This window comes from Helicobacter sp. NHP19-012 (genome assembly GCF_019703325.1).
Classification (GTDB): Bacteria; Campylobacterota; Campylobacteria; order Campylobacterales; family Helicobacteraceae; genus Helicobacter; species Helicobacter gastrofelis.
On record NZ_AP024819.1, the window covers coordinates 36,749 to 55,443 of the forward strand.

General features: G+C 47.6%; 19 protein-coding genes and 1 pseudogene. 4 read left to right on the forward strand and 16 right to left on the reverse strand.

Annotation, left to right across the window (positions count from 1 at the left end; translation table 11 throughout):
- Positions 1-36 precede the first annotated feature (36 nt).
- Entirely contained in the window at positions 37-753 is a 717-nt protein-coding gene (gene ung, locus K6J74_RS00165) for a uracil-DNA glycosylase (protein ID WP_260321602.1), read from the forward strand.
- Between the two features lie 2 nt (positions 754-755).
- Here the strand turns inward: ung and K6J74_RS00170 are convergent, their stop codons facing one another.
- The 13 genes from K6J74_RS00170 to K6J74_RS00230 form a co-directional block, all read right to left on the reverse strand.
- Positions 756-1,220 (reverse strand): penicillin-binding protein activator LpoB, encoded by a 465-nt coding sequence (locus K6J74_RS00170; protein ID WP_221271951.1) that lies wholly within the window; start codon positions 1,218-1,220, stop codon positions 756-758.
- A gap of 74 nt (positions 1,221-1,294) precedes the next feature.
- On the reverse strand, positions 1,295-1,924 hold the full coding sequence (gene lpoB, locus K6J74_RS00175; protein ID WP_221271952.1) for a penicillin-binding protein activator LpoB: 630 nt from the start codon (positions 1,922-1,924) through the stop codon (positions 1,295-1,297).
- On the reverse strand, positions 1,911-2,528 hold the full coding sequence (locus tag K6J74_RS00180; protein WP_221271953.1) for a hypothetical protein: 618 nt from the start codon (positions 2,526-2,528) through the stop codon (positions 1,911-1,913). Before K6J74_RS00180 ends, lpoB begins: the two co-directional genes overlap by 14 nt.
- Positions 2,529-2,555: 27 nt before the next feature.
- Positions 2,556-3,065 carry an LPP20 family lipoprotein gene (locus tag K6J74_RS00185; protein ID WP_221271954.1) on the reverse strand — a complete coding sequence of 170 codons (510 nt, stop codon included), beginning with the start codon at positions 3,063-3,065 and terminating at the stop codon, positions 2,556-2,558.
- 51 nt (positions 3,066-3,116) lie between these two features.
- A complete protein-coding gene (locus K6J74_RS00190) occupies positions 3,117-3,740 on the reverse strand; it encodes a hypothetical protein (RefSeq protein WP_221271955.1) in 624 nt (207 codons plus the stop codon).
- Positions 3,741-3,760: 20 nt separating this feature from the next.
- Positions 3,761-4,018, reverse strand: a complete 258-nt coding sequence (gene rpsR, locus K6J74_RS00195; protein ID WP_015107151.1) for a 30S ribosomal protein S18 — start codon at positions 4,016-4,018, stop codon at positions 3,761-3,763.
- A 19-nt stretch (positions 4,019-4,037) separates the two neighbouring features.
- Positions 4,038-4,523: a single-stranded DNA-binding protein gene (gene ssb / locus K6J74_RS00200; protein ID WP_221271956.1), complete on the reverse strand. Its 486-nt coding sequence runs from the start codon at positions 4,521-4,523 to the stop codon at positions 4,038-4,040.
- Positions 4,516-4,929 carry a 30S ribosomal protein S6 gene (gene rpsF / locus K6J74_RS00205; RefSeq protein ID WP_221271957.1) on the reverse strand — a complete coding sequence of 138 codons (414 nt, stop codon included), beginning with the start codon at positions 4,927-4,929 and terminating at the stop codon, positions 4,516-4,518. The genes ssb and rpsF overlap by 8 nt, the downstream gene beginning before the upstream one ends.
- Before the next feature lie 62 nt (positions 4,930-4,991).
- On the reverse strand, positions 4,992-5,975 hold the full coding sequence (holA, locus tag K6J74_RS00210; protein ID WP_221271958.1) for a DNA polymerase III subunit delta: 984 nt from the start codon (positions 5,973-5,975) through the stop codon (positions 4,992-4,994).
- Between the two features lie 63 nt (positions 5,976-6,038).
- Complete coding sequence (locus tag K6J74_RS09055; RefSeq protein WP_347709918.1) at positions 6,039-6,185, reverse strand: R.Pab1 family restriction endonuclease; 147 nt, start codon at positions 6,183-6,185, stop codon at positions 6,039-6,041.
- A gap of 410 nt (positions 6,186-6,595) precedes the next feature.
- Entirely contained in the window at positions 6,596-7,831 is a 1,236-nt protein-coding gene (locus K6J74_RS00220; RefSeq protein WP_260321735.1) for a MiaB/RimO family radical SAM methylthiotransferase, read from the reverse strand.
- Positions 7,832-7,883: 52 nt separating this feature from the next.
- Positions 7,884-8,348, reverse strand: a complete 465-nt coding sequence (locus tag K6J74_RS00225; RefSeq protein ID WP_221271960.1) for a phosphoribosyltransferase — start codon at positions 8,346-8,348, stop codon at positions 7,884-7,886.
- Complete coding sequence (locus K6J74_RS00230) at positions 8,348-9,484, reverse strand: pyridoxal-phosphate-dependent aminotransferase family protein (RefSeq protein ID WP_221271961.1); 1,137 nt, start codon at positions 9,482-9,484, stop codon at positions 8,348-8,350. The genes K6J74_RS00225 and K6J74_RS00230 overlap by 1 nt, the downstream gene beginning before the upstream one ends.
- Before the next feature lie 84 nt (positions 9,485-9,568).
- On the opposite strand from K6J74_RS00230, the gene K6J74_RS00235 reads away from it, so the two are divergent.
- On the forward strand, positions 9,569-10,012 hold the full coding sequence (locus tag K6J74_RS00235) for a hypothetical protein (RefSeq protein WP_221271962.1): 444 nt from the start codon (positions 9,569-9,571) through the stop codon (positions 10,010-10,012).
- A gap of 43 nt (positions 10,013-10,055) precedes the next feature.
- Here K6J74_RS00235 and ffh read toward each other — a convergent pair whose 3' ends face one another.
- The 3 genes from ffh to K6J74_RS00250 all read right to left on the reverse strand — a co-directional run bounded on the left by ffh (position 10,056) and on the right by K6J74_RS00250 (position 15,138).
- Positions 10,056-11,387 (reverse strand): signal recognition particle protein, encoded by a 1,332-nt coding sequence (gene ffh, locus K6J74_RS00240; protein WP_221271963.1) that lies wholly within the window; start codon positions 11,385-11,387, stop codon positions 10,056-10,058.
- A 2-nt stretch (positions 11,388-11,389) separates the two neighbouring features.
- A complete protein-coding gene (locus tag K6J74_RS00245; protein WP_221271964.1) occupies positions 11,390-13,984 on the reverse strand; it encodes a valine--tRNA ligase in 2,595 nt (864 codons plus the stop codon).
- A gap of 125 nt (positions 13,985-14,109) precedes the next feature.
- Positions 14,110-15,138: a YeiH family protein gene (locus tag K6J74_RS00250; protein WP_260321604.1), complete on the reverse strand. Its 1,029-nt coding sequence runs from the start codon at positions 15,136-15,138 to the stop codon at positions 14,110-14,112.
- A 361-nt stretch (positions 15,139-15,499) separates the two neighbouring features.
- Between K6J74_RS00250 and flgD the strand changes: the two are divergent.
- Together flgD and K6J74_RS00260 are read left to right on the forward strand one after the other, a co-directional pair.
- Positions 15,500-16,450, forward strand: a pseudogene (flgD, locus tag K6J74_RS08865) (flagellar hook assembly protein FlgD); the annotation flags it as partial.
- Positions 16,451-16,884: 434 nt separating this feature from the next.
- Positions 16,885-18,693 (forward strand): flagellar hook-basal body complex protein, encoded by a 1,809-nt coding sequence (locus K6J74_RS00260; protein WP_221271967.1) that lies wholly within the window; start codon positions 16,885-16,887, stop codon positions 18,691-18,693.
- The last annotated feature ends 2 nt before the right edge of the window (positions 18,694-18,695 follow it).

The window sequence follows — 18,695 nt, forward strand, 5'->3', positions numbered from 1 at the left end:
GTTTTCTAAGTTTCAAGTGTCATGTTGCGCTGCATTTTGACCCGGTTACAAAACACGGCATGGTTTGAGCTGTTAGAACCCTTAAGCCGAACCCCCGCCTTTAGTGCACTCAATGACAATTACACAGAAAGCCTAAAGGCAGCGCAGGCACAAAACACGCAAGTTTTTCCCCCTATGCGCCAAATCTTTAGAGCTTTTGAAGCGACACCTTTTGAGAAATTACACACAATCTTATTAGGTCAAGACCCCTACCCGGGCACCTTTAAGCATGATAACCAAGAAAAACCCTTTGCTTGTGGTCTAAGTTTTAGTGTGTCAAGAATCGCCCCCCTGCCCAAGAGTCTGCAAAACATCTATAAAGAATTGCACATCAGCTTAAACACGCCCCTAAGTAAGCACGGCGATTTAAGTGCATGGGCACATCAAGGAGTGTTGCTACTGAATGCGATTTTGAGTGTGCCAAAGGGACAACCCAAGGGGCATGCCCATTTAGGGTGGGAGAATTTCACAGATCAAATTTTAAACATGCTCTCACAGCTGGATCGCCCCCTATTGTTTATCTTCTTAGGCAGAGTGGCACAAGAAAAGATGAAAGTTCTAAGCCAAAACTCTAAACATTTAATCCTATGCGCTCCACACCCAAGTCCGCTCGCTCAAAGCCGCCCTCCCGTTTTCTTGGGTAGTGGGGTTTTTAAAAAAGCCCAAGAATTTTTAAAAGCTCAAAGAATTTCTATGCAGTGGGCTTTAGATTAAGGCTATTTTGTTAAAAATTCCCCACTCCACACTTCCAAACCAGTAGAAATCTTCACCACCCTCAAAGCTAAGATATAATTCGTTGTATGCTGGTCGTTTGTGCGCTGAATGATGGAGGTATCCAAGAAGAGAGTGGGTTTTTTAGAGGAGGGTTGTGGGGTTTGCAATTCCCTAGCCTTACCAATTGTATGGTCTGCGCTATTATCAGCGAACGCTCTTGTAGCAAAGAATTTACCATGGGCACTCTCCTCCAAAGTTTTGAGCAATATTTCAGTGAGTTGCTCGGTGTCTAGCCGTTGTTTGGTGTTGTTGGCTACATCCAAGACTCCAAAGACCGCCCCTTGTAATTGCTGTATTTTGGGGCTTTCTAACATAGAAGCCAAAGCTCTCCTAGCAGTGTTGACAATATCGGCAGCGAGCCCGGTGCTCTTGGATATCGTTTGTGTAGGGGCATCGTTACAACCCATAACTCCTAAGATAGAAACCCCTAATGCACAAGAAACTAGGATTTGTTGGCAAAGACTAAAATTCTTTTTGTGCTCTACCATGAAACGGCTTTATTGCTCCCTAATTTGGTGATGGGGAACTCTCTACTCCACAATTCTAATCCACTCTTAATGCTGACAAGGCGTAAAATAAAGATGTAATCGATGCGCTGTTTACTCGAGCTTACACGGGCGTTGCGCTGAATCACCTTACCGCTTAGGCTCAAATCGGGGGCTCTTAGCGTGCCTTTTTCCTGCGTGGTTTCTTGGTTAAACTCCGCATTGTCGCGCAATTTTCTAGACTGCTCGATTGTTTTGTCCTGACTGCTTTGGCTACCCGCAACCCTTGTTACATAGAATTTGTCCTGCACCTTGTCTTTAAGGGTTTGCAACACCATTTGGGTTAGCTGTTCTGTGTCAAAATGTTGCATGGTGTCGTTGATGACATCTGCAACTTGGATCACCTTTTTACCTTGTAATTGCTTGAAATCAGGGCTTTGCAACATAGAAGCCACAGCGGTTTTAGCTGCATCCTCTACATCTTGGTAATCCAACCCCACAGTGGCGTATTTTTTGTCGTTTAAATCTTTTTGGGAGGCGTAGGACACACCATTGCCGCACCCCGTGATCGCTAAAGCCAAAGCTCCCGCCACACAGGAAGCCAAGATTTTTTTATTCAGTTCCATTTTGATTGTTCCCTTTCTTTTCTACTTGTAGGGGTTTTTGTTGCCCCTTTCCTTTTGGCTCCTTTGCCTTTGACTCATCCGTTCCGGGTTTTACACCCTTAGCCTTGTTTTTCTTTGACGCATTGACCTCTGGCGTGGGGGTTTGCAAATTTGCCTTTGGCGCGCCCACTTTGGGGGCACTCAGCTCCTCAGTCTTCTCTGGCGGTTTTGACACGCCAAGACTTTGTGTATTTTCTTGGGATTCTTTAGTTTCTGGCTCTTTAGTGTGGGTGGGTATAGGTGCGATTTTAGCTTTTTTAGCCGCTTGCAAATCCACGCTAAACAAGACATAGACCTTAGAGGCATCCACCCATTTAGATTCCAAATGTGCCCCCACAAGCTCCACACGCACAGCCTGCTTAGGGGCTTGCCTTTGCTCTGCCAAGACCCAAGAAGCCATTTCATCCCTAGCTTTTGTGCCCGCAAGGTTTGTGGCGTAATCTACATCCCCACCCACAATAGGCGCACTGGCACAAGCTAAAAGGTTGCTCTGTTCTGTGTAGGCTTTAGTGGGGCAATTTTGCACCCAACCAGGAGCCCCACAGCCAAAACTAAAAAACAACAAAACCCCCCCTAGCCAAAGCCTTTCCACCTACTTAGAGGTCATGCCTAATTCTGCACGGATTTTAGACACGATGCCTTGGTCAAGCCCATATAGAACCCAAACTTTGTCTTTCCCAACATATCTAGCGACCAACTTAGTAGCGTTTAATTCTTTGTCGACCACCTCTTTTATTTGTGTGCTGCTAGTCTTGTTCATGGTTTTTCCATCGCTACTTTTTTGGCTACTAACTTCCTTTTGAAGGGTGGTTTGTAGGTTTGCCGCCAAATTAGCCTTAGCTGCTGCGGCTGCCTGATCTGTGGCAAAAGACACATCCCCATCCACAATACCGTATTCTCCACGGCCTAAGAAAACGCCACTGTATTGCTTGTCGTGCATGTTAATGTCGTTGAGATCGCCAGCCACCCACTTGGGTGCGCCCTTGGTCTCCTTATAGTATTCCTTGTTCTCTTTGCTCACCCCAGATTTGGGCTCACCGCACCCCACAACAACCAATGCGCCCACAACACTCCCTAGTAACAACCACTTCTTAACACCCATGTCTGCTCCCTTAAAAATAACATGAAGTCAAATTCTAGCACAAAAAAACAACTAAGACTTAATGCCCGCTTTGGCTTGTGACTCAGCGTGTGTGATGGGAAGTTCTTTTTTCCATATAGCTGAACCATTTTTGGCATCCATTAAATGCAAAACCAACACCGCAACACCTGCTTTAGTGGTGTTTTGTTCTAAATGGGTGCTTAACATCAAACCAGCGGTTTTCGCGTTCTTGGCGTGGGGCTCAATCACAACAAATTTTTTTTGCTCTTTCAGCACAGCTTCCTCTATATGGGTGAGCTTAGCTGTGTCGATTTTCCCTTTGATGCTGTTTTTAGCCTCAACAACAAAAATGTTATGCTCCTTAATTTTTTGCACTTTAGGGTCTTTTAGCATATCCTCTAGTGCGCTCTTAGCCACTTTAGCAACATCTTGGTCTGTAATGGCCTCTGCCTTGGTAACAACTTGACCCTCTTCGGGTTTAGCCACCTGACTTGTGGGTTTACCCTCTTCTTTTTTTACACCGGGTTTATCTGCCCCTTCTTTTTTCATATCTGTTTCAGGGGCTTCTTTGTGGCTTTCCTCTTTTTTGGAATTGTGGTCTTCTTTAGCCTTATCGCACCCGGCTAGGGCTAAAGCCCCAGCTAAACCTAACAACACTAACTTTTTAGAAACCATGTTTTCTCCTTGTTTTGGAATTAAGACAATCTAAAAGGGTTATCCACCACTTTTTTACGATCCACCACATAGGGGATCAAAGCCATGTGCCTTGCCCTTTTGATTGCCACTTCAACCCTCTCTTGCCATTTTTTACTATTGCCCGTCAAACGGCGGGGCATGATTTTATAGCGTTCGGATAGGGAGTGTTTTAACAACTCCAAATCCTTATAATCGATGAACTCAATCTTGGCTTCTGTGTATTTACAGTAGCGTTTCGAGTACTTCTTTCTTTCCATTTACTTCCTTTAGTGTGGTTTAAAAAGGCATGTCATCATCGACATTGATCTCGGGGATTTTTTCTTCCCGCTTGGGGGCTTGCTGATAGCCTTGCGTGGCGAAATTATTTTGGGGAGCAAAACCACCTTGGGGGGTTTGTGCGTAGCCTTGCGGAATTTGCATATAGCCCTCGCTTTGCGCCTTGCTATCCAACATCACCAAATTCTCCACCACCACAACATGCTTGCTGCGTTTATTGCCTGCGTTGTCTGTCCAACTCTCAAACTTTAAGCGTCCTTCAATGAGTACCTTAGACCCCTTATGCAGGTATTGCTGGGCGATCTCAGCCGTACGCCCAAAAAAGGTGAGGTCCACAAAACAAGTTTCTTGTTCCTTGCTCCCATCTTGTTTTTTGTAGGTGTGGTTCGTGGCAATCCCCCCACTCCCCACCACAGACCCACTAGACAAGTGGCGCACTTCTACATCTCTTGTGAAATGTCCGACAAGGGTGATTTTATTATACACCTTGACCTTCTGCTGGGGGCTCTTTGGCAGAGGTTTCTTTGTGGGGCTTTTCAGGCACGGCATGCAAGATTTTCTTGCTCGCTCGATCCACCAAAGTGTGCCACGCTTTCTGTTCTTTTTTATTCTCGTATTTCAAAATGATAAAGCGCAACACATCCTCATTAATGCGGTAAAGCCTTTCAAGCTCTAAAACTGCTTCAGGCTCGGCTTGAAAATAGATGACAAAGTAATAACCCCTTTTGTGCTTTTGAATCTCATAAGCCAAATGGCGTGCGCCCATATCTAAGGTGTTGGCGATCACGCCTCCTTGTCCCGTGATCACTTCTTGGTAAAAAGCAATCTTGCTTTGAAGTTCCTCTTCCACCAAAGTGGGTTTAAGGATAAACATCGTCTCGTAATGCTTCAAAAAAATCTCCTTTTGGTTTACGCCCTTCTATCCTTGAAAAAGAGCAAGGTAACCTCACGATTCTAGCGGATACAATCTTGTATTTTGATTAAAAAATGCCAACTTTTTTCTCTTTGCCCCTGCAAGTTTACGCTGTGCCAACTTTGCAACAAACCAAACAGTGTAGCGTAATCGGCGACTTTTTGGCACCGCCCTTTTAACTCTTTAATCACGGCAGGTGGGGGGGTGTAGCCTAAAATGTCCTTAGCCTGCGCTTGCCCTTTTTGACTATAGGCGTAAAAGCCAAAGAGTTGATAAAAATACCGCCACAACGCCCTAAGCCACTCGTTTTCATCTACCCCCTCATTTTGCAATCGCCCCCAAAGCTCCAACACTCCCCTTTTGGCAAACAAGGCGTTTAAAAACCCGCTCACCTCCACCGCCCCCATGCCCTGCACAAAATCCTGCACCTCTTGTAAGCCTACATTCTGCTCTAGTAGGGCTAATTTTTCTAAATCCCTATGGACCAAGCGCAAATCAAAATTATGCCCCTCTAAGAGCAAGTGCAACGCCTCTTGGCTGATTTGCAGTTGCAACTCATGGATTTTCTCTTGCACTAACTTTAGGAGTGTGTCATAGGGGGGGGTGAAAAAGCGCACTTCTAGCACCGAGTCTAATAAAATGGGGTGCTTGAAATACCCGCTAAATTGCCTAAAATCTTGGGCGTACTCGCTTTGGCTTTTCGCCCTATAAAACTCAACGATGAGGGCGTTTTGGGGGTTCTTGACTAGAGCGTCTAAGAGTTTTTGGATATCCTTGACCCCTAGTTTTTTATCTAGCTTTAGCCACACTAAATTACCCTGTGCAAATAGGCTAGATTGCCCGAGCCACTCCAGACACTCGTTTAAATCAAACTCGCTAAAATACGCCCGATTGACTTGCGCTTGTGGGTAGAGCTTGGCGATCTTTTGCCCGTAATACTCAATGTAAAAATCCCACTCTCCATAGAGCAACACCGCCCTAGGGATGTGGGTTTTTAAATAGTTTTCTAGGTCTTTCTGGTACATAAAATCACTTCCAAAATTTGTAGGATATCATGGTGGTGGTTAGGGCTTAAAGTAGCAAAAATCTTAAAAAGTTCCAATAAAAAATCTTTGTGTTCTGCCCCTAAAATAAAAACCACACTCTTTTAACCCCGCCCTTCTTCCTAAAAGTGGGGTTGCTGTGTTTAGGTGGGTGATAGGAATACAGACATAGAGCATGGATTGCACCCCCATTGCCCCTTGTAGCAATACAGGCCGTATTTTTGTGGGGCGACTAGCACGCTATGCGTCTTTTGGCTTGGCATAAAGGTTTGTGAGCGGACAGGGCGTTGATGTCTCTTGGCGGGTAGAAGAATGCCTGCGTCTCTTTTGCCTTTTTAGCGTTGGGGTATTTGTCTATGTGGGGGGTGATGGGCTCAGTCTTTGAGTTTAAAGCCCTTGCCCTCTAGAGTAGCAAAGAGGAAATTGGCGATAAAATCAAAATCCACGCCCTGCTGATCCCTTGCATAAAGGGCTAAAATAATAGAAAGGGGCAAAGACACTTGGGACAAAAGATTTTAGATCTCAACGATGAGGGCGTTTTTTAACAAAGAACAAAGGATCTTCATTTACACAAGTGCCGGGCACTGAGCCCCAAGTAGAACTTAAGCCACCACCCTACCTAAGAGTATCCCCTCTTGGAAGCTGTGGCAGTGGGCGATGTAGTGCCCCGGGGGGGTGTGCTCTAAATGGCTTTCATTGATTAAAATTTCTCCATCGATCTCTAAGCCCCAACGCCGATCACGCGCACGCAAAAAGAGATTGTCCTCGCTAGCCCCCTCCACAATGACCTCCAAGGTCTGCCCCACGAGGCTTTGCATGGAGGCTTGCACCTGCTCTTGCACTAGGGTATTGATGCGATCGAGCCTCTCATTAATAAGTTTCTCTGCAATTTGGGGCATGCCATAAGCCTTTGTGCCCTCCTCAGCACTGAAGGCAAAGAGATTTAAGCGGTCAAATTTAAACTCTTGTAAAAACGCCTCTAGCTCATCTATGTCGCTCTCTTGTTCGTGTGGGTGACCTAGAAGCAAGGTAGAGCGTAAAAAGCTACCGGGCACCGCACGCATGGCTTTTAAGAGCTCTAAATGCTTGGCTTTGCTAGAGTTACGGCGCATGGTTTTTAGCATGGAGTCGCTGATGTGCTGGATGGGCATGTCAAAGTAATTGGCAAAAATAGGCGAGTTTGCGATCGCCTCGATAAGTTGGTGCGTGGTGCTTGTGGGGTAGAGATAAAAAATCCTGGCACTTTTGAGTGTGCCTTGTTTATCAATGGCTTTAATGAGCTGGGTTAATCCCTCTTTAACGCCTAAATCTTGCAAATAAGAGCTAGAGTCTTGGGCAATAAAACTAATGTCCGTGTAGCCTCTCTTGGCTAGCCCCTCCACTTCGTTTAACACACTCTCTATGCTCTTGCTTTGCAAACGCCCTTTAAAGCTGGGGATCGCACAAAAGCTACAACTTTGGTTACACCCCTCGCTTAATTTGACATAGGCATGCACAGACGAGCCGATGATGGTACGGGCGTGTTGGCTAGCTAAAAAGACGCGTTTAGAAAACTGGCTTTGCTTTTGGGCGAGCAGGGTGTCTATTTTGTCGTAATCGCCCACGCCCGTGAAAATGTCGATTTCGGGCAATTCTTTCGCCAACTCTTCTTTATAGCGTTGGCTAAGACAACCGCTAGCCACGACCACCGCCCCCTTTTTACGCCCCTCAATGGCTTCTAGCAAAACCCGAATGCTCTCCTCTTTAGCCGACTGGATAAACCCACAAGTATTCACAATGATCGCATCGGCGACGCTTAAATCGTTGGTGAGTTCGTAATGGGCGAGTTTGCCTAGCATCACTTCACTATCCACTAAATTTTTAGAACAACCCAAAGAAATCAAATGTAATTTAGGCAATGTAATCTCCCTGTGTATCCACCTCCCAAAAGAAGTCTATCCACGAAGTCGCCTCTTTTAGGGTGTAATCCGCCTGAAAATGTGCACTCTTATGCGCAAAGAGCACCGCACTTTTAAAGCGGGCTGTGGGGTAATGTTCTTTTAGCACCTGCATCACGCCCAAAAAGCTACGGCCACTATCCACGATCTCATCCACAACTAGAATTTCTTTGTGGGTGGGTTTGAGTTTGGGGACATTGTCGATCACAAGTTCACCTTGTTTGCGATCCGTTCCATAAGAGCTCGCGTTGATCGCATAGACCTCTTTAGTGTCCCAGTAAAGCCCCAAAAAGTGCGCCAAAGTCATGCCACCCCTTAAAATAGACACGATCGCTTGGGGTTTAAAATCCACCTCAACCATTTTGGCTAAATCCACCACATCTTGTCTAAATTCGTTGTAGCCGTAGTAAAGGCGCATTAAACCTCCTTGTAGTGGTGTTGCATGAACGCCTTGATCGCCACGCCCTCAAAGCTTGGGCGCAGTTTCAAATCCACAAGGCTTTGCTCTAGGGCACTTAGCACCCATGCGCTTTGGTGTGTTTCTATGATCCCCATGTGGTTGATACGCAAAAGATAATCTTTTAGAGCGTCCTGTCCGCCTGCTACCAAGACCCCATATTTTTGGTGTAGGTGTTTTCTAATGCGGCTTGCTTGTTCATGGTAAATCACAGACATACACAGCGCGGGGGCTTTGGGGTAAATTTCAAGCCCTAGGGCTTCAAGGGCTTTGTGGGTGCTCTCCGCCCTCTTTTTCGTGGCAGTGTAAAGGGTGTCAAATCCGCCTAAATTTCGCACACACTCAAAGTAGGTTTGTAGTCCCAAAATGTGCAAAATGCCCGCTGTGAAGGCGGTGGTATTTTTTTGCTGGTTTTTTAGCTCTAGTTTGAGGTTAAAGTAATAGCCCCGATCCTCTAATTGTGAAAGCGCAAAATCGCTTAAGCCCAAAAAGCTCAAGCCCACAGGGAGCATGAACGCCTTTTGACTACCGCCGATCAACACATCGATATGGCTTGTTTGTAAAGGCTCGACCCCTAGAGCGGTGATGGCGTCAATGATTGTAACAATCTTAGGGTTGTGCTCTTTAGCCACTTCGCTGATGCCCTCAAAGTCTAAACGCAGCCCCCCCGAAGAGTCGCACACTTGCAGGGCGATCGCTTGGATACGGGGGTTTCTTTGTAAGGTTTCTAGCACTTGATCGGGGTTAATGGGGGTGTCCCACGCGCTTTTGATCTCCACCACGCTTAGGCTATGTGCCCTTGCGATCTTGCCAAAACGCTCGCCAAATTTGCCATTATTCAGCACCAACAAAGCGGGCTCTGTGCTGGGGCGCACAAATTGCAACAACGCCGCCTCCATCGCCCCCGTGCCGCTACTAACGAGAGTTAAAACCTCAGCAAGCCCTATCATCTCTTTGAGTTGTTGGCGCACAGAGCCAAAGATCGCCTCAAATTCAGGCGTGCGGTGGTGGGGTATAGGTTGGCTTAAGGTGTTGGCAACGGCGGGGTGTAGGGGAGTGGGTCCGGGGGTGAAGAGCAGGGTCTGCGTGGGTTTCAAGCGTCCTCTTTAATTGGCAGTGTAAAGTGTCAGTATAACATAAACCCGTGGGTTTTGGTGTATAATTCAAGGTAAAGGATTTGTATGCGTCTGTGCTTGTCTTTGGTGTTCATCACCCTTTTTGCCCCCTCGCTGTGTGCGGAGTTTTCGTTGCAAGCGATCGATGATGCTGTGCGTGAAATGGCGGTTTACCAAGTGAGTGTGTGTGAAGACATCACGCTGTTTAACGACCAGCTCAAACACTCCACCGCCAAAGACCGCAAAAGGCAAAAGACAGACACCAACGATGAAAAGGATTTATTCAAAGAGAGCACCATTTTATTCCAAGTCTTGCAAGAATACTACACGAAGGACATGGTGTCACTTGATTACCTTGAAGGCGTGTTTCAAGGTTATAAAACCATTCTAGAAGATGCTTTAAAAGATCCCCACCTAGCCCCCCTCATCCCCCTCTTGCACGAGATTGTAGATCAACTCCAAACAATGGCAAACCTAGAGCGCAAACTCGTTACCCTAATCGATGAATGATCCCTTAAGTCTAGTCCTCTTTGAGTTAGAGCGCTAACTTAAATCATCTAGGAGGCTGATTTTGTTGCAACATGTGGAGTAGATTCGCCACACCCCCCTTAGAACTGAGCTTTTTAGCAAGCTGGCTTGCTTGATCGAATCTCTTCAAAATCCTATTGATCTCAGCCACATCTAACCCCGAGCCTAGCGCAATGCGTTTTTTGCGGCTGCCATTGAGGATAGACGGGTTGTCGCGCTCTTTAGCGGTCATGGAGTTCACCATCGCCTTAATCTTTTTGATCTCCGCTGAGTTTTCTAAATCCGTGCCCTTAAGTGCCCCTGCCACCCCACTAAGCCCGGGGATCATCGACACCAAAGAGCTGATGGAGCCGAGCTTTTTAACCTTTTCTAACTGCTCCAAAAAGTCGTTAAAGCCAAATTGCCCCTTTTTGAGTTTTTTAGAAATGTTTTTGGCCTCTTTGGGGTCGATCACACTGCTAGTTTTCTCTACTAAACTCACAATATCGCCCGCGCCCATGAGGCGATTAGCGATGCGCTCAGGCACGAAAATATCTAAATCGGGGATTTTCTCCCCATGCCCGATAAAACGCAAGGGGATTTGAAGTTGGTGGGCAATGCCAAGAGCCACGCCCCCCTTGCTATCGCTGTCAAACTTGCTTAACACCACCCCACTAATGCCTATCTCGGTGTGGAAAGTCTGGGCGGATCGCACCCCGTCCTGCCCACTTAAAGCATCCGCCACATAGAAGGTTTCCAGCGGGTTTAAGAGATTTTTTAGGGCTTTGAGCTCGTCCATTAAAGGCTTATCGATGGCTAAACGCCCCGCACTATCCACAAGCACCACATCAAACTGCCCCTCTTTCGCCCTCTCTAGTGCCCCCTTAGCAATGTCAAGCACGCTCCCCTCTTTATGAAACACCTCCACCCCGATTTGTGCCCCCAAAACCTGCAACTGCTCTATAGCGGCTAACCTCTCCAAATCGCATGCCACCAACAACACCTTTTTATTACGGGTTTTGAGGTAGTTTGCTAGCTTGGCGCAAGTCGTGGTTTTGCCCCCCCCTTGCAAGCCACACATCAGCACGATCGTGGGCGGTGTGGGGGCATAGACAAAACCGCTAGCAGCCCCGGGCACACTCAAAATCTCTAATAAACTCTCTTGCAGTGCGTCTAAAAACTGCTGTTTGCCAATGCCCTTTGCTTTGGTCTTTGCCTCTATGTTTTTAACGAGCTCTTTGGCGACTTTGTGGTGGACATCGTTTCTTAATAAAGCTTTTTTGAGCTCATCTAGGGCTTTTTCTAGGGCTTTTAAATCGTCTTGGAAGCGGATTTTGCCTAAGGCGTTTTTAAAAGATTGTGTCAAGGTGTCAAACATACTTATCCTTCTAGCATTAAAAGTTCTTTTTGCACTTGGGCTTGTTTTTCAAGTATGGTCTTGTTGCGTTCTTGCAGACTTTCTAGCAAAGCCTTAGGGGCTTTAGCCAAAAACTGCTGGTTGTCTAAATTCAACTTCGCCTGCTCTTTTTTCAACTTCTCTAATTGTGCTTTTAAACGCCCTACAAGCGCGCTTACATCCACCCCCTCTAGGCTGACATGCACTACACCCAGCTCCCCCGTGTCGCTCAAAGATTTAGGCGGTTTGCTTTGTGTTACAGAAATGCTAGGGATTTTGCTAAGTTTGCTAATGCATTGCAAATCCTCCACTTCTAGGGCAGTGGCACTCTCAATAGAAGCGGACTCAATGGGGGCGTTTAGCAAAATCTTAAGCCGCCTAAGTGCCGTGATGCTCTCTTTCATTAAGTTAAAGCGTGCCTCCAGCCCCTCATCTTGCGTGCTGTCTTTGGGATAGGGGCTTATCATAATGGACGGGGCATTTTCTAGGCTCTGCTGATCTAGGCTTTGGTGTAAATACTCGCTAAGAAAGGGCATGAAGGGGTGCAAGAGTTTCAAGCCCTCTTTAAATACCTCTATGAGCTCGCCAAAGACTAGGGGGGTTTGTTGGCTGTGCTTGAACGCCTTAGAAAACTCCAGCACCCAGTCACAAAACTCGCCCCAAAAGAAGCGGTAAAGGGCGGTGGTGGCATCGTTGAAGCGGTAAAGCTCCAAAGCGTAGCGCACCTCTTTAGTAGCGGCATTTAGGCGGGACTTGGCATACGCCCCTAAGCTTGTGTTAAAGCCGGTGGTTTTGGTGGCAGGTTGTGTGCTTAAGAAAAGGGCGGCGTTGTAGAGCTTGTGGCTAAAGTGTTTGGCTTGCTCTAGCACTTTGGGGTTTAGGCATAAATCCCGCCCCTGCACGCATAACATCGCCAAAGCAAAACGCACGGAGTCGCTCCCATAGGTCTTAATGAGCTCTAAGGGGTCGATCACATTGCCCTTAGATTTACTCATCTTTTCGCCGTTTTCATCGCGCACCAAAGCGTGTAGGTAAATGTGTTTAAAGGGCAACTTGCCTAGCAAACTCTCCCCACTTAAAAGCATCCTTGCCACCCAAAAAAAGAGAATATCAAAACCCGTGATTAACACGCTATTTGGATAGAAGTCTTTTAAATCATCGAGGTTAAACTTCACGCCCTCAAAGCCCTCTAGCCCTTCTTGGGCAAAGCCTAGCGTGCTAAACGCCCATAGCCCTGAGCTAAACCAAGTGTCTAACACATCGGGGTCTTGCTCTAGGTGGGTGTCGCCACAAGTGGGGCAGTGTGTGGGGGTTTCTAGGGGCACAAACTGATGCCCGTTAGCACAAGTGAAAACGGGGATTTGGTGTCCCCACCAAAGTTGCCGGCTGATACACCACGGGCGCAGCTCCTGCATCCACGCATTGTAGTTGTTGCGCCAGTGGGGGGGGTAAAATTGCGCTAAACCTTGCGCCATTTTTTCTATAGAACCTTTGGCAACTTCTTGTTTGACAAACCACTGCTTAGAAATGTAGGGCTCAATGGGGCTATCACAGCGGTAGCACACGCCCACTTGGTGCGGGTGTTCTTGCACCTCTTTAAGATAGTCCCCTTCTTTTAAAGCCTCTACAATCTTAGGGCGTGCCTCTAAGCGGTCTAGCCCAGCAAATGCCCCGGCATGTGCGTTTAACACCCCCTGCTCGTTAAAAATCACCAAAGGAGTTAAATTATGCCTTTTACCCACAGCATAGTCATTAGGGTCGTGGGCGGGCGTAACCTTCACGCACCCACTCCCAAAGCTAGGATCGACATACTCGTCGGCTATAATGGGGATAGAGCGGTGTGTGAGGGGCAATAAGGCGTTTTGCCCGATTAGGTGTTTGTAGCGTTCATCCTCAGGGTGCACCATTAGAGCGACATCCCCAAAGAAAGTTTCTGGGCGCGTGGTCGCCACCACCACCTCTCCCCTACTTTCTAGCGGATAGCGTAAATAATACAGCTTGCCTAGCTCCTCTTTATACTCCACCTCAATGTCCGCTAGTGCCCCATCCTTGCAGCACCAATTGATCATATAGGTGTCTTGCACAATAAGCCCTTTGTCAAACCACGCTTTAAAGGCACTCCTCACCGCCTTTTCTAAGCCAGCGTCCATGCTAAAGCGCAGGCGGCTCCACGCACAAGATACCCCAAGCTCTTGCATCTGCTCTAAAATCTGCCCCCCGCAAGCCTCCTTCCACGCCCACACTTTTTTAATAAACGCTTCACGCCCGAGTTGTTCCTTTTTCACCCCTTGCGCGAGTAGTTGTTTTTCCACGACATTTTGCGTGGCAATCCCGGCGTGATCTAAGCCGGGCTGATAAAGCACCCGATACCCATCCATGCGTTTAAAACGCACCAAAATATCTTGTAAACTCAGCGTGAGCGCATGCCCCATATGTAGCCTGCCGGTAACATTTGGTGGGGGCATGATGATGCAAAAGGGGGGTTTGGTTGTATCCTCACTCACCTCAAAATGCCCCCGCTCTTGCCAAATTTGGTAAAAGCGTTTTTCTAGGGCGTTGTCAAAGGGAGGGAAGTCCATGAGAATCCTTAGAAGTTTTTGGTTTATTCTAGCTTGAAGTGGCTTAAGAAGGAAAGGATGCATAGCGTTTTTGCATGGATAGCACTTATTCTAAGCGCGACTAAGCTATTTGAGCGTTTCCTACGCTATCCCACAAAAAACACCTTCACCAACCCAAAACCCCCAAAGATTAAAATGATAAAAAGTGCAAAGGCTAAACCAAAAGCGCGCCCCCCTAAGCTTAAAAACTTTTTTAGCTCCACTTGTAAGCCCAAAGCCCCCATCGCGCACACCAAGCACACCACAGACCCAAAACGCAACATCTCCACGCTGTGTTTGAGCACCTCGGGCGCCACAAAGCCGCCAAATAAGGGCTGTAAGCAAGAGTGCACCACCACCATGCCTAAGAATATAAAGGCAAACCAAGGCACTTGTAATTTGACCTTGTGCTTGTGTTCAGCGTTCGTGCTTTTCAAGTAAAACGACACGGCTAAAAGCAAGGGGATGAGCATGATCACGCGCACCATTTTTATAGTTACAGCGACCTTTTCGGCCTCTAAAGAAATCCCACTCGCCGCCCCTGCAACATTGGCGACTTCGTGCAAGGTCGCCCCAATATACACACCCTCAGCAAGGGGGCTTAAGGGCACCCAGCCCAAGTTATAAACAAAGGGGTAAAGAAACATTGCCAAGAGCCCAAAGACGATCACGGTGCCCACCGCCACCACGCCCTTAAAGGGAGGGGATTTAAGCACACTCTCTAAAGCCAAGACCGCCGCCGCCCCACACACTGCACTCCCACACGCCACGAGCATGCTTAAGTCTTTCTCTAAGCCCATTTTGCCCCCCAGCCACACCCCGAGTAAGAATATCCCTACAACCACTACCAACGCCACAAACAAGGGGGTGTAGCCGTAGTGCAGAATATCGTTGATCGTAACATTAAAGCCGTATAAAATAATACCCAAGCGCAAGAGCTTTTTAGCACTAAAATGCACGCCGTGGTGCGTCCAGTAGGCGATTTTTGGGTAAAGAAACGAACCCAAGAGCCCAATTAAAACCGCCACTAACAAGGGCGAAATGTGGTGTGTGGTTAAAAAGGGTAAATGGGCGATTTTTAGCGACACAAGGGCTAAAACCCCTATGACACAAAGCCCTAAGATTGAACCCAACATAATATTCCTATGTGTGTGCATGCCTCAACTTTATTTTATTTCGCTGTGATTAATCTGCGCATTCTATTCAAAGGCGCATGGGGTAATCGCTGTCCGGTTTTTAGCATATTTGCAATGGCAAAGAGCTTAAAGATAATTTTTTTCGGTATTAACGCCCCTAGAGCGAAAGGCACATGGGCATTATCTATGTTTTTTAGTCTCAAGCTGTCGACTCCAATCATCCAACGCTGTTTACATATACTCTAATCCTTTTGGGGAAGATGAGTAAAAAACTAAATTTTTACCCTTTACGCATGGTGGTTTTAAGCTTTAGGGTTTCTAGTGTATAATGGGGGCTAATTCTTAGGTTTGGGAGGATGGCATGCCCATTGATTTAGCCGAAGTTACGGGGCAAAAGGCGGCGATGGAAAAAAAGAAACACGAGCCTAAGATCGCCAATGGCTTAGATAAAGACGCTTTTATGAAGCTCTTTTTAGAGCAACTCAAAAACCAAGACCCGACCGCCCCGATGGAAACGGATAAAATCATTAGCCAAACCGCCCAACTCTCGCAAGTGGAAATGCAAGAGGAGAACAAAAAGACGATGAAGGAAGTCGCCGATGCGATGCAATCTACGAGGGACACAAACAAATCCTTAAAGGATTTTCAGGGCAAGCTTAAAGAAACCTTAGACCACCTAGATCAGGGCGTGGACAACACCTTAAAAAGCAACTTGGCGATGACGCAGGCGAGCGGGCTTAACAGCGTGTCGATGATTGGCAAAATCGCCGAAACCGATGTCAAGGGGATCAATGTTACAAAGGGCAAGGTCGAGTTTTCGCTCTACTTTGACGAGCCCATTAGAAACAGCGAGGGCAACACGGGGGTGCAAATCTTTGACAAGGATAAACAATTGGTCCGCACCCTATCGCTCAAAAGCAAAGAGGGGCAGGGGGGGTATGTGCGCTTTGAGTGGGACGGCTTGAACGATCAAGGCAAGCCTGTCGCCCCGGGCACTTATGAAGTCTTTGCCGAGTATAATTTAGACCCCAAGAGTAACAAATACCTACACACCCGCATAGGGCGGGGTGAAGTGCAAAGCGTGGTGTTTGAAAAGGGCAAACCGATGTTACGCATGGGCGAAATGGTCTTGCCAATGGATAGTGCCCTAGAGTTTTACGATCGCAACACCACCAGACGAGAAAAAGAGCAAAGAGAAAACGCCGTGCATTTTGTGCCCGAAAAATCTGCTCCCAAACCCACCGCCCCTACACAAGCGGCTAAACCCACAAATTTAAACAATCTGCCCACTCTTGCCAAAACCCCCACCGCCAGCCACGCAGGCACAGCCCAAAGCTTCAACGCCACCACCCACGCCCCAACAACCCCCCTAGCGCATAACACGCCTCTAAGCACCCCTAGCCACACAAACCCCCTAAATGCCCCACACACCGCGCAGACAAGCGCATTAAACCAAACACCCAGCCACGCCCCCCAAAGCCCGCATGTGCCCCACACACAAAGCCCCCTAAACACCCCACACACCGCCCAAAATGGCGGGCTAAACCAAATGAGCCATAGCTCCCTAAACGCAATGCAACACACCGCCAACAGCCACAGCCCCCTAAGTGCGCCTAACCCCTTAAACAGCCCCACCCACGCTATGCAAGGCTTTAACCCTGCCAGCACCGCCAACACAGCACCCCACCGCCCTAATCCTTTAGAGCAAGCCAGCACCCACGCTAACCCCACTTCTAAGAGTCTTGCATGAACGACACCCTTTTAAACGCCTATTCAGGCATCAAGACCCACCAATTTGGCATAGACAGCTTGTCTAACAACATCGCCAACATCAACACGGTGGGCTATCGAGAGAACACCCCCGAGTTTAAATCCCTTTTCTCCGCCCATTTGGACACTTTGGGGGCGAGCAATGTTACCGCCGATGATCGCAACTTTGGGGTTACTAAGGGGAGCAACGCCATTTCCGATCGCGATGGCGAGTATATGCCCAGCGATGGCGAGTTCAACATGGCCTATCAGGGGAGCGGGTGGTTCATTGTGGGTCCGAATAAAAACGGGAGCATGCAGATCAATAAGGATGGCTACAAGCAGGCGCAAGAGAACTTTTACACTAGGGAGGGCAATTTTTTAAGGGACGCGGATGGCTACATCGTCAACACGCATGGCTACTACCTCTATGGCGTGGATTTACATAAGATTAAAAATGGGGTGTTGACAGCGGGCAACCCCGATGAAGAAGCCAAGATTTTAAAAAGCGGCAAACTCAGCACTTTATACTTGCCCAGAGATGTGCAATACCAACCCGTGCTGACCACGAAGGTGGACATGAGTCTCAATTTAAATGCCAAAAACCATGTCCGCCCCGCTGAAGAGTATTTTTTAAATAAAGATGGCGAGATCATCAACGAGCGCTTTTTAAACCAAGACGCCAACGCCCTAGCCAATGACGACAACGAGCCTTTGGATCTAGCCATGCACCGCAATTTGGAGATCATGATGGTTAAAGGCGACATGGCGCAGGACTTGACCTTTAAATACGGCACGGGCGGGCCTGAGAAAAACGAGTTCCACACTCTGGGCGATTTAAAAAATCTCTTAAAAACCAAAGCCAACTTAGATTTAACGATCGCCAAGAGCAAGCCCGATCAGATCAAATCCCCACTCATGCTACAGATCAAAAACCCCACAGACCCCGAAGCCACGCTGTTTATCGGCGGGCCGATGGCGGAGAAACTCGGTTGGACGGCGAGTGGGATGATCCTTAAAAAGGGCGAAACGCGCGACTCTGTGGGGATTAGAATCCCCTTTTACAGCACCACTGCCGAGATTTACGACAAGGGTGGGGATAAGTATTTGCTTAAAAGCGACTTTTTTATGACTAACTCCAAAGACCCGATGGCAAACCCTCCCACTACAGAAAAATGGGATGTGGAGAGCTCCATTATAGAAATGCGCTCCAAGCTGCCCATCACTCCGCAAACCGTGCGCCAAACGATCACCTTTGACAAAGACGGCAAAATGCAGGCCAAGCCCGTTACATTAAACTTTAAAGGCACTCCCTTGACCTACAACATCGCCAAGAGCAAGGATTACCAATCCAGCGATGTGCCCTATGAAGACTCCAAAATCTACCAAATCTCCCAAGATGGCAAGCCTAAAGGCTTGTTGCAAAACATGCGTATCGACGACAATGGGGTGATCCATTTGGCTTTTAGCAATGGAGCGATCGAAACGATGGGGCGGGTGGGCATCGCCGCCTTCACCAATGATCAAGGACTGCGCAAAGTGGGGAGCAATCTCTTTGACATCACCAATGTTACAAGAAACGGGCGAGCAGCCCCTCTAAGCGGCAACCCCATTTTAGGCTGGGATCGCGATGATGGCAAGTTGAAGTTTGGCAAGGTCATGCATAAATATTTGGAAACGAGCAATGTCAATGCCGGCAGCTCTCTTACGAATTTAATTTTAATGCAACGGGGTTATTCTATGAATGCTAAAGCCTTCACTACGGGCGATGATTTGGTGAAAGAAGCGATTAATTTAAAGAAGTAGAG

Coding starts and splice junctions, on each gene's coding strand:
- K6J74_RS00170 (WP_221271951.1), bottom strand. CDS start 1,220: ATGGGTTGTAACGATGCCCCTACACAAACGATATCCAAGAGCACCGGG.
- lpoB (WP_221271952.1), bottom strand. CDS start 1,924: ATGGAACTGAATAAAAAAATCTTGGCTTCCTGTGTGGCGGGAGCTTTG.
- K6J74_RS00185 (WP_221271954.1), bottom strand. CDS start 3,065: ATGGGTGTTAAGAAGTGGTTGTTACTAGGGAGTGTTGTGGGCGCATTG.
- K6J74_RS00190 (WP_221271955.1), bottom strand. CDS start 3,740: ATGGTTTCTAAAAAGTTAGTGTTGTTAGGTTTAGCTGGGGCTTTAGCC.
- rpsR (WP_015107151.1), bottom strand. CDS start 4,018: ATGGAAAGAAAGAAGTACTCGAAACGCTACTGTAAATACACAGAAGCC.
- holA (WP_221271958.1), bottom strand. CDS start 5,975: ATGTACCAGAAAGACCTAGAAAACTATTTAAAAACCCACATCCCTAGG.
- K6J74_RS09055 (WP_347709918.1), bottom strand. CDS start 6,185: ATGGGGGTGCAATCCATGCTCTATGTCTGTATTCCTATCACCCACCTA.
- K6J74_RS00220 (WP_260321735.1), bottom strand. CDS start 7,831: ATGCTAGGCAAACTCGCCCATTACGAACTCACCAACGATTTAAGCGTC.
- K6J74_RS00225 (WP_221271960.1), bottom strand. CDS start 8,348: ATGCGCCTTTACTACGGCTACAACGAATTTAGACAAGATGTGGTGGAT.
- K6J74_RS00235 (WP_221271962.1), top strand. CDS start 9,569: ATGCGTCTGTGCTTGTCTTTGGTGTTCATCACCCTTTTTGCCCCCTCG.
- ffh (WP_221271963.1), bottom strand. CDS start 11,387: ATGTTTGACACCTTGACACAATCTTTTAAAAACGCCTTAGGCAAAATC.
- K6J74_RS00245 (WP_221271964.1), bottom strand. CDS start 13,984: ATGGACTTCCCTCCCTTTGACAACGCCCTAGAAAAACGCTTTTACCAA.
- K6J74_RS00250 (WP_260321604.1), bottom strand. CDS start 15,138: ATGTTGGGTTCAATCTTAGGGCTTTGTGTCATAGGGGTTTTAGCCCTT.
- K6J74_RS00260 (WP_221271967.1), top strand. CDS start 16,885: ATGAACGACACCCTTTTAAACGCCTATTCAGGCATCAAGACCCACCAA.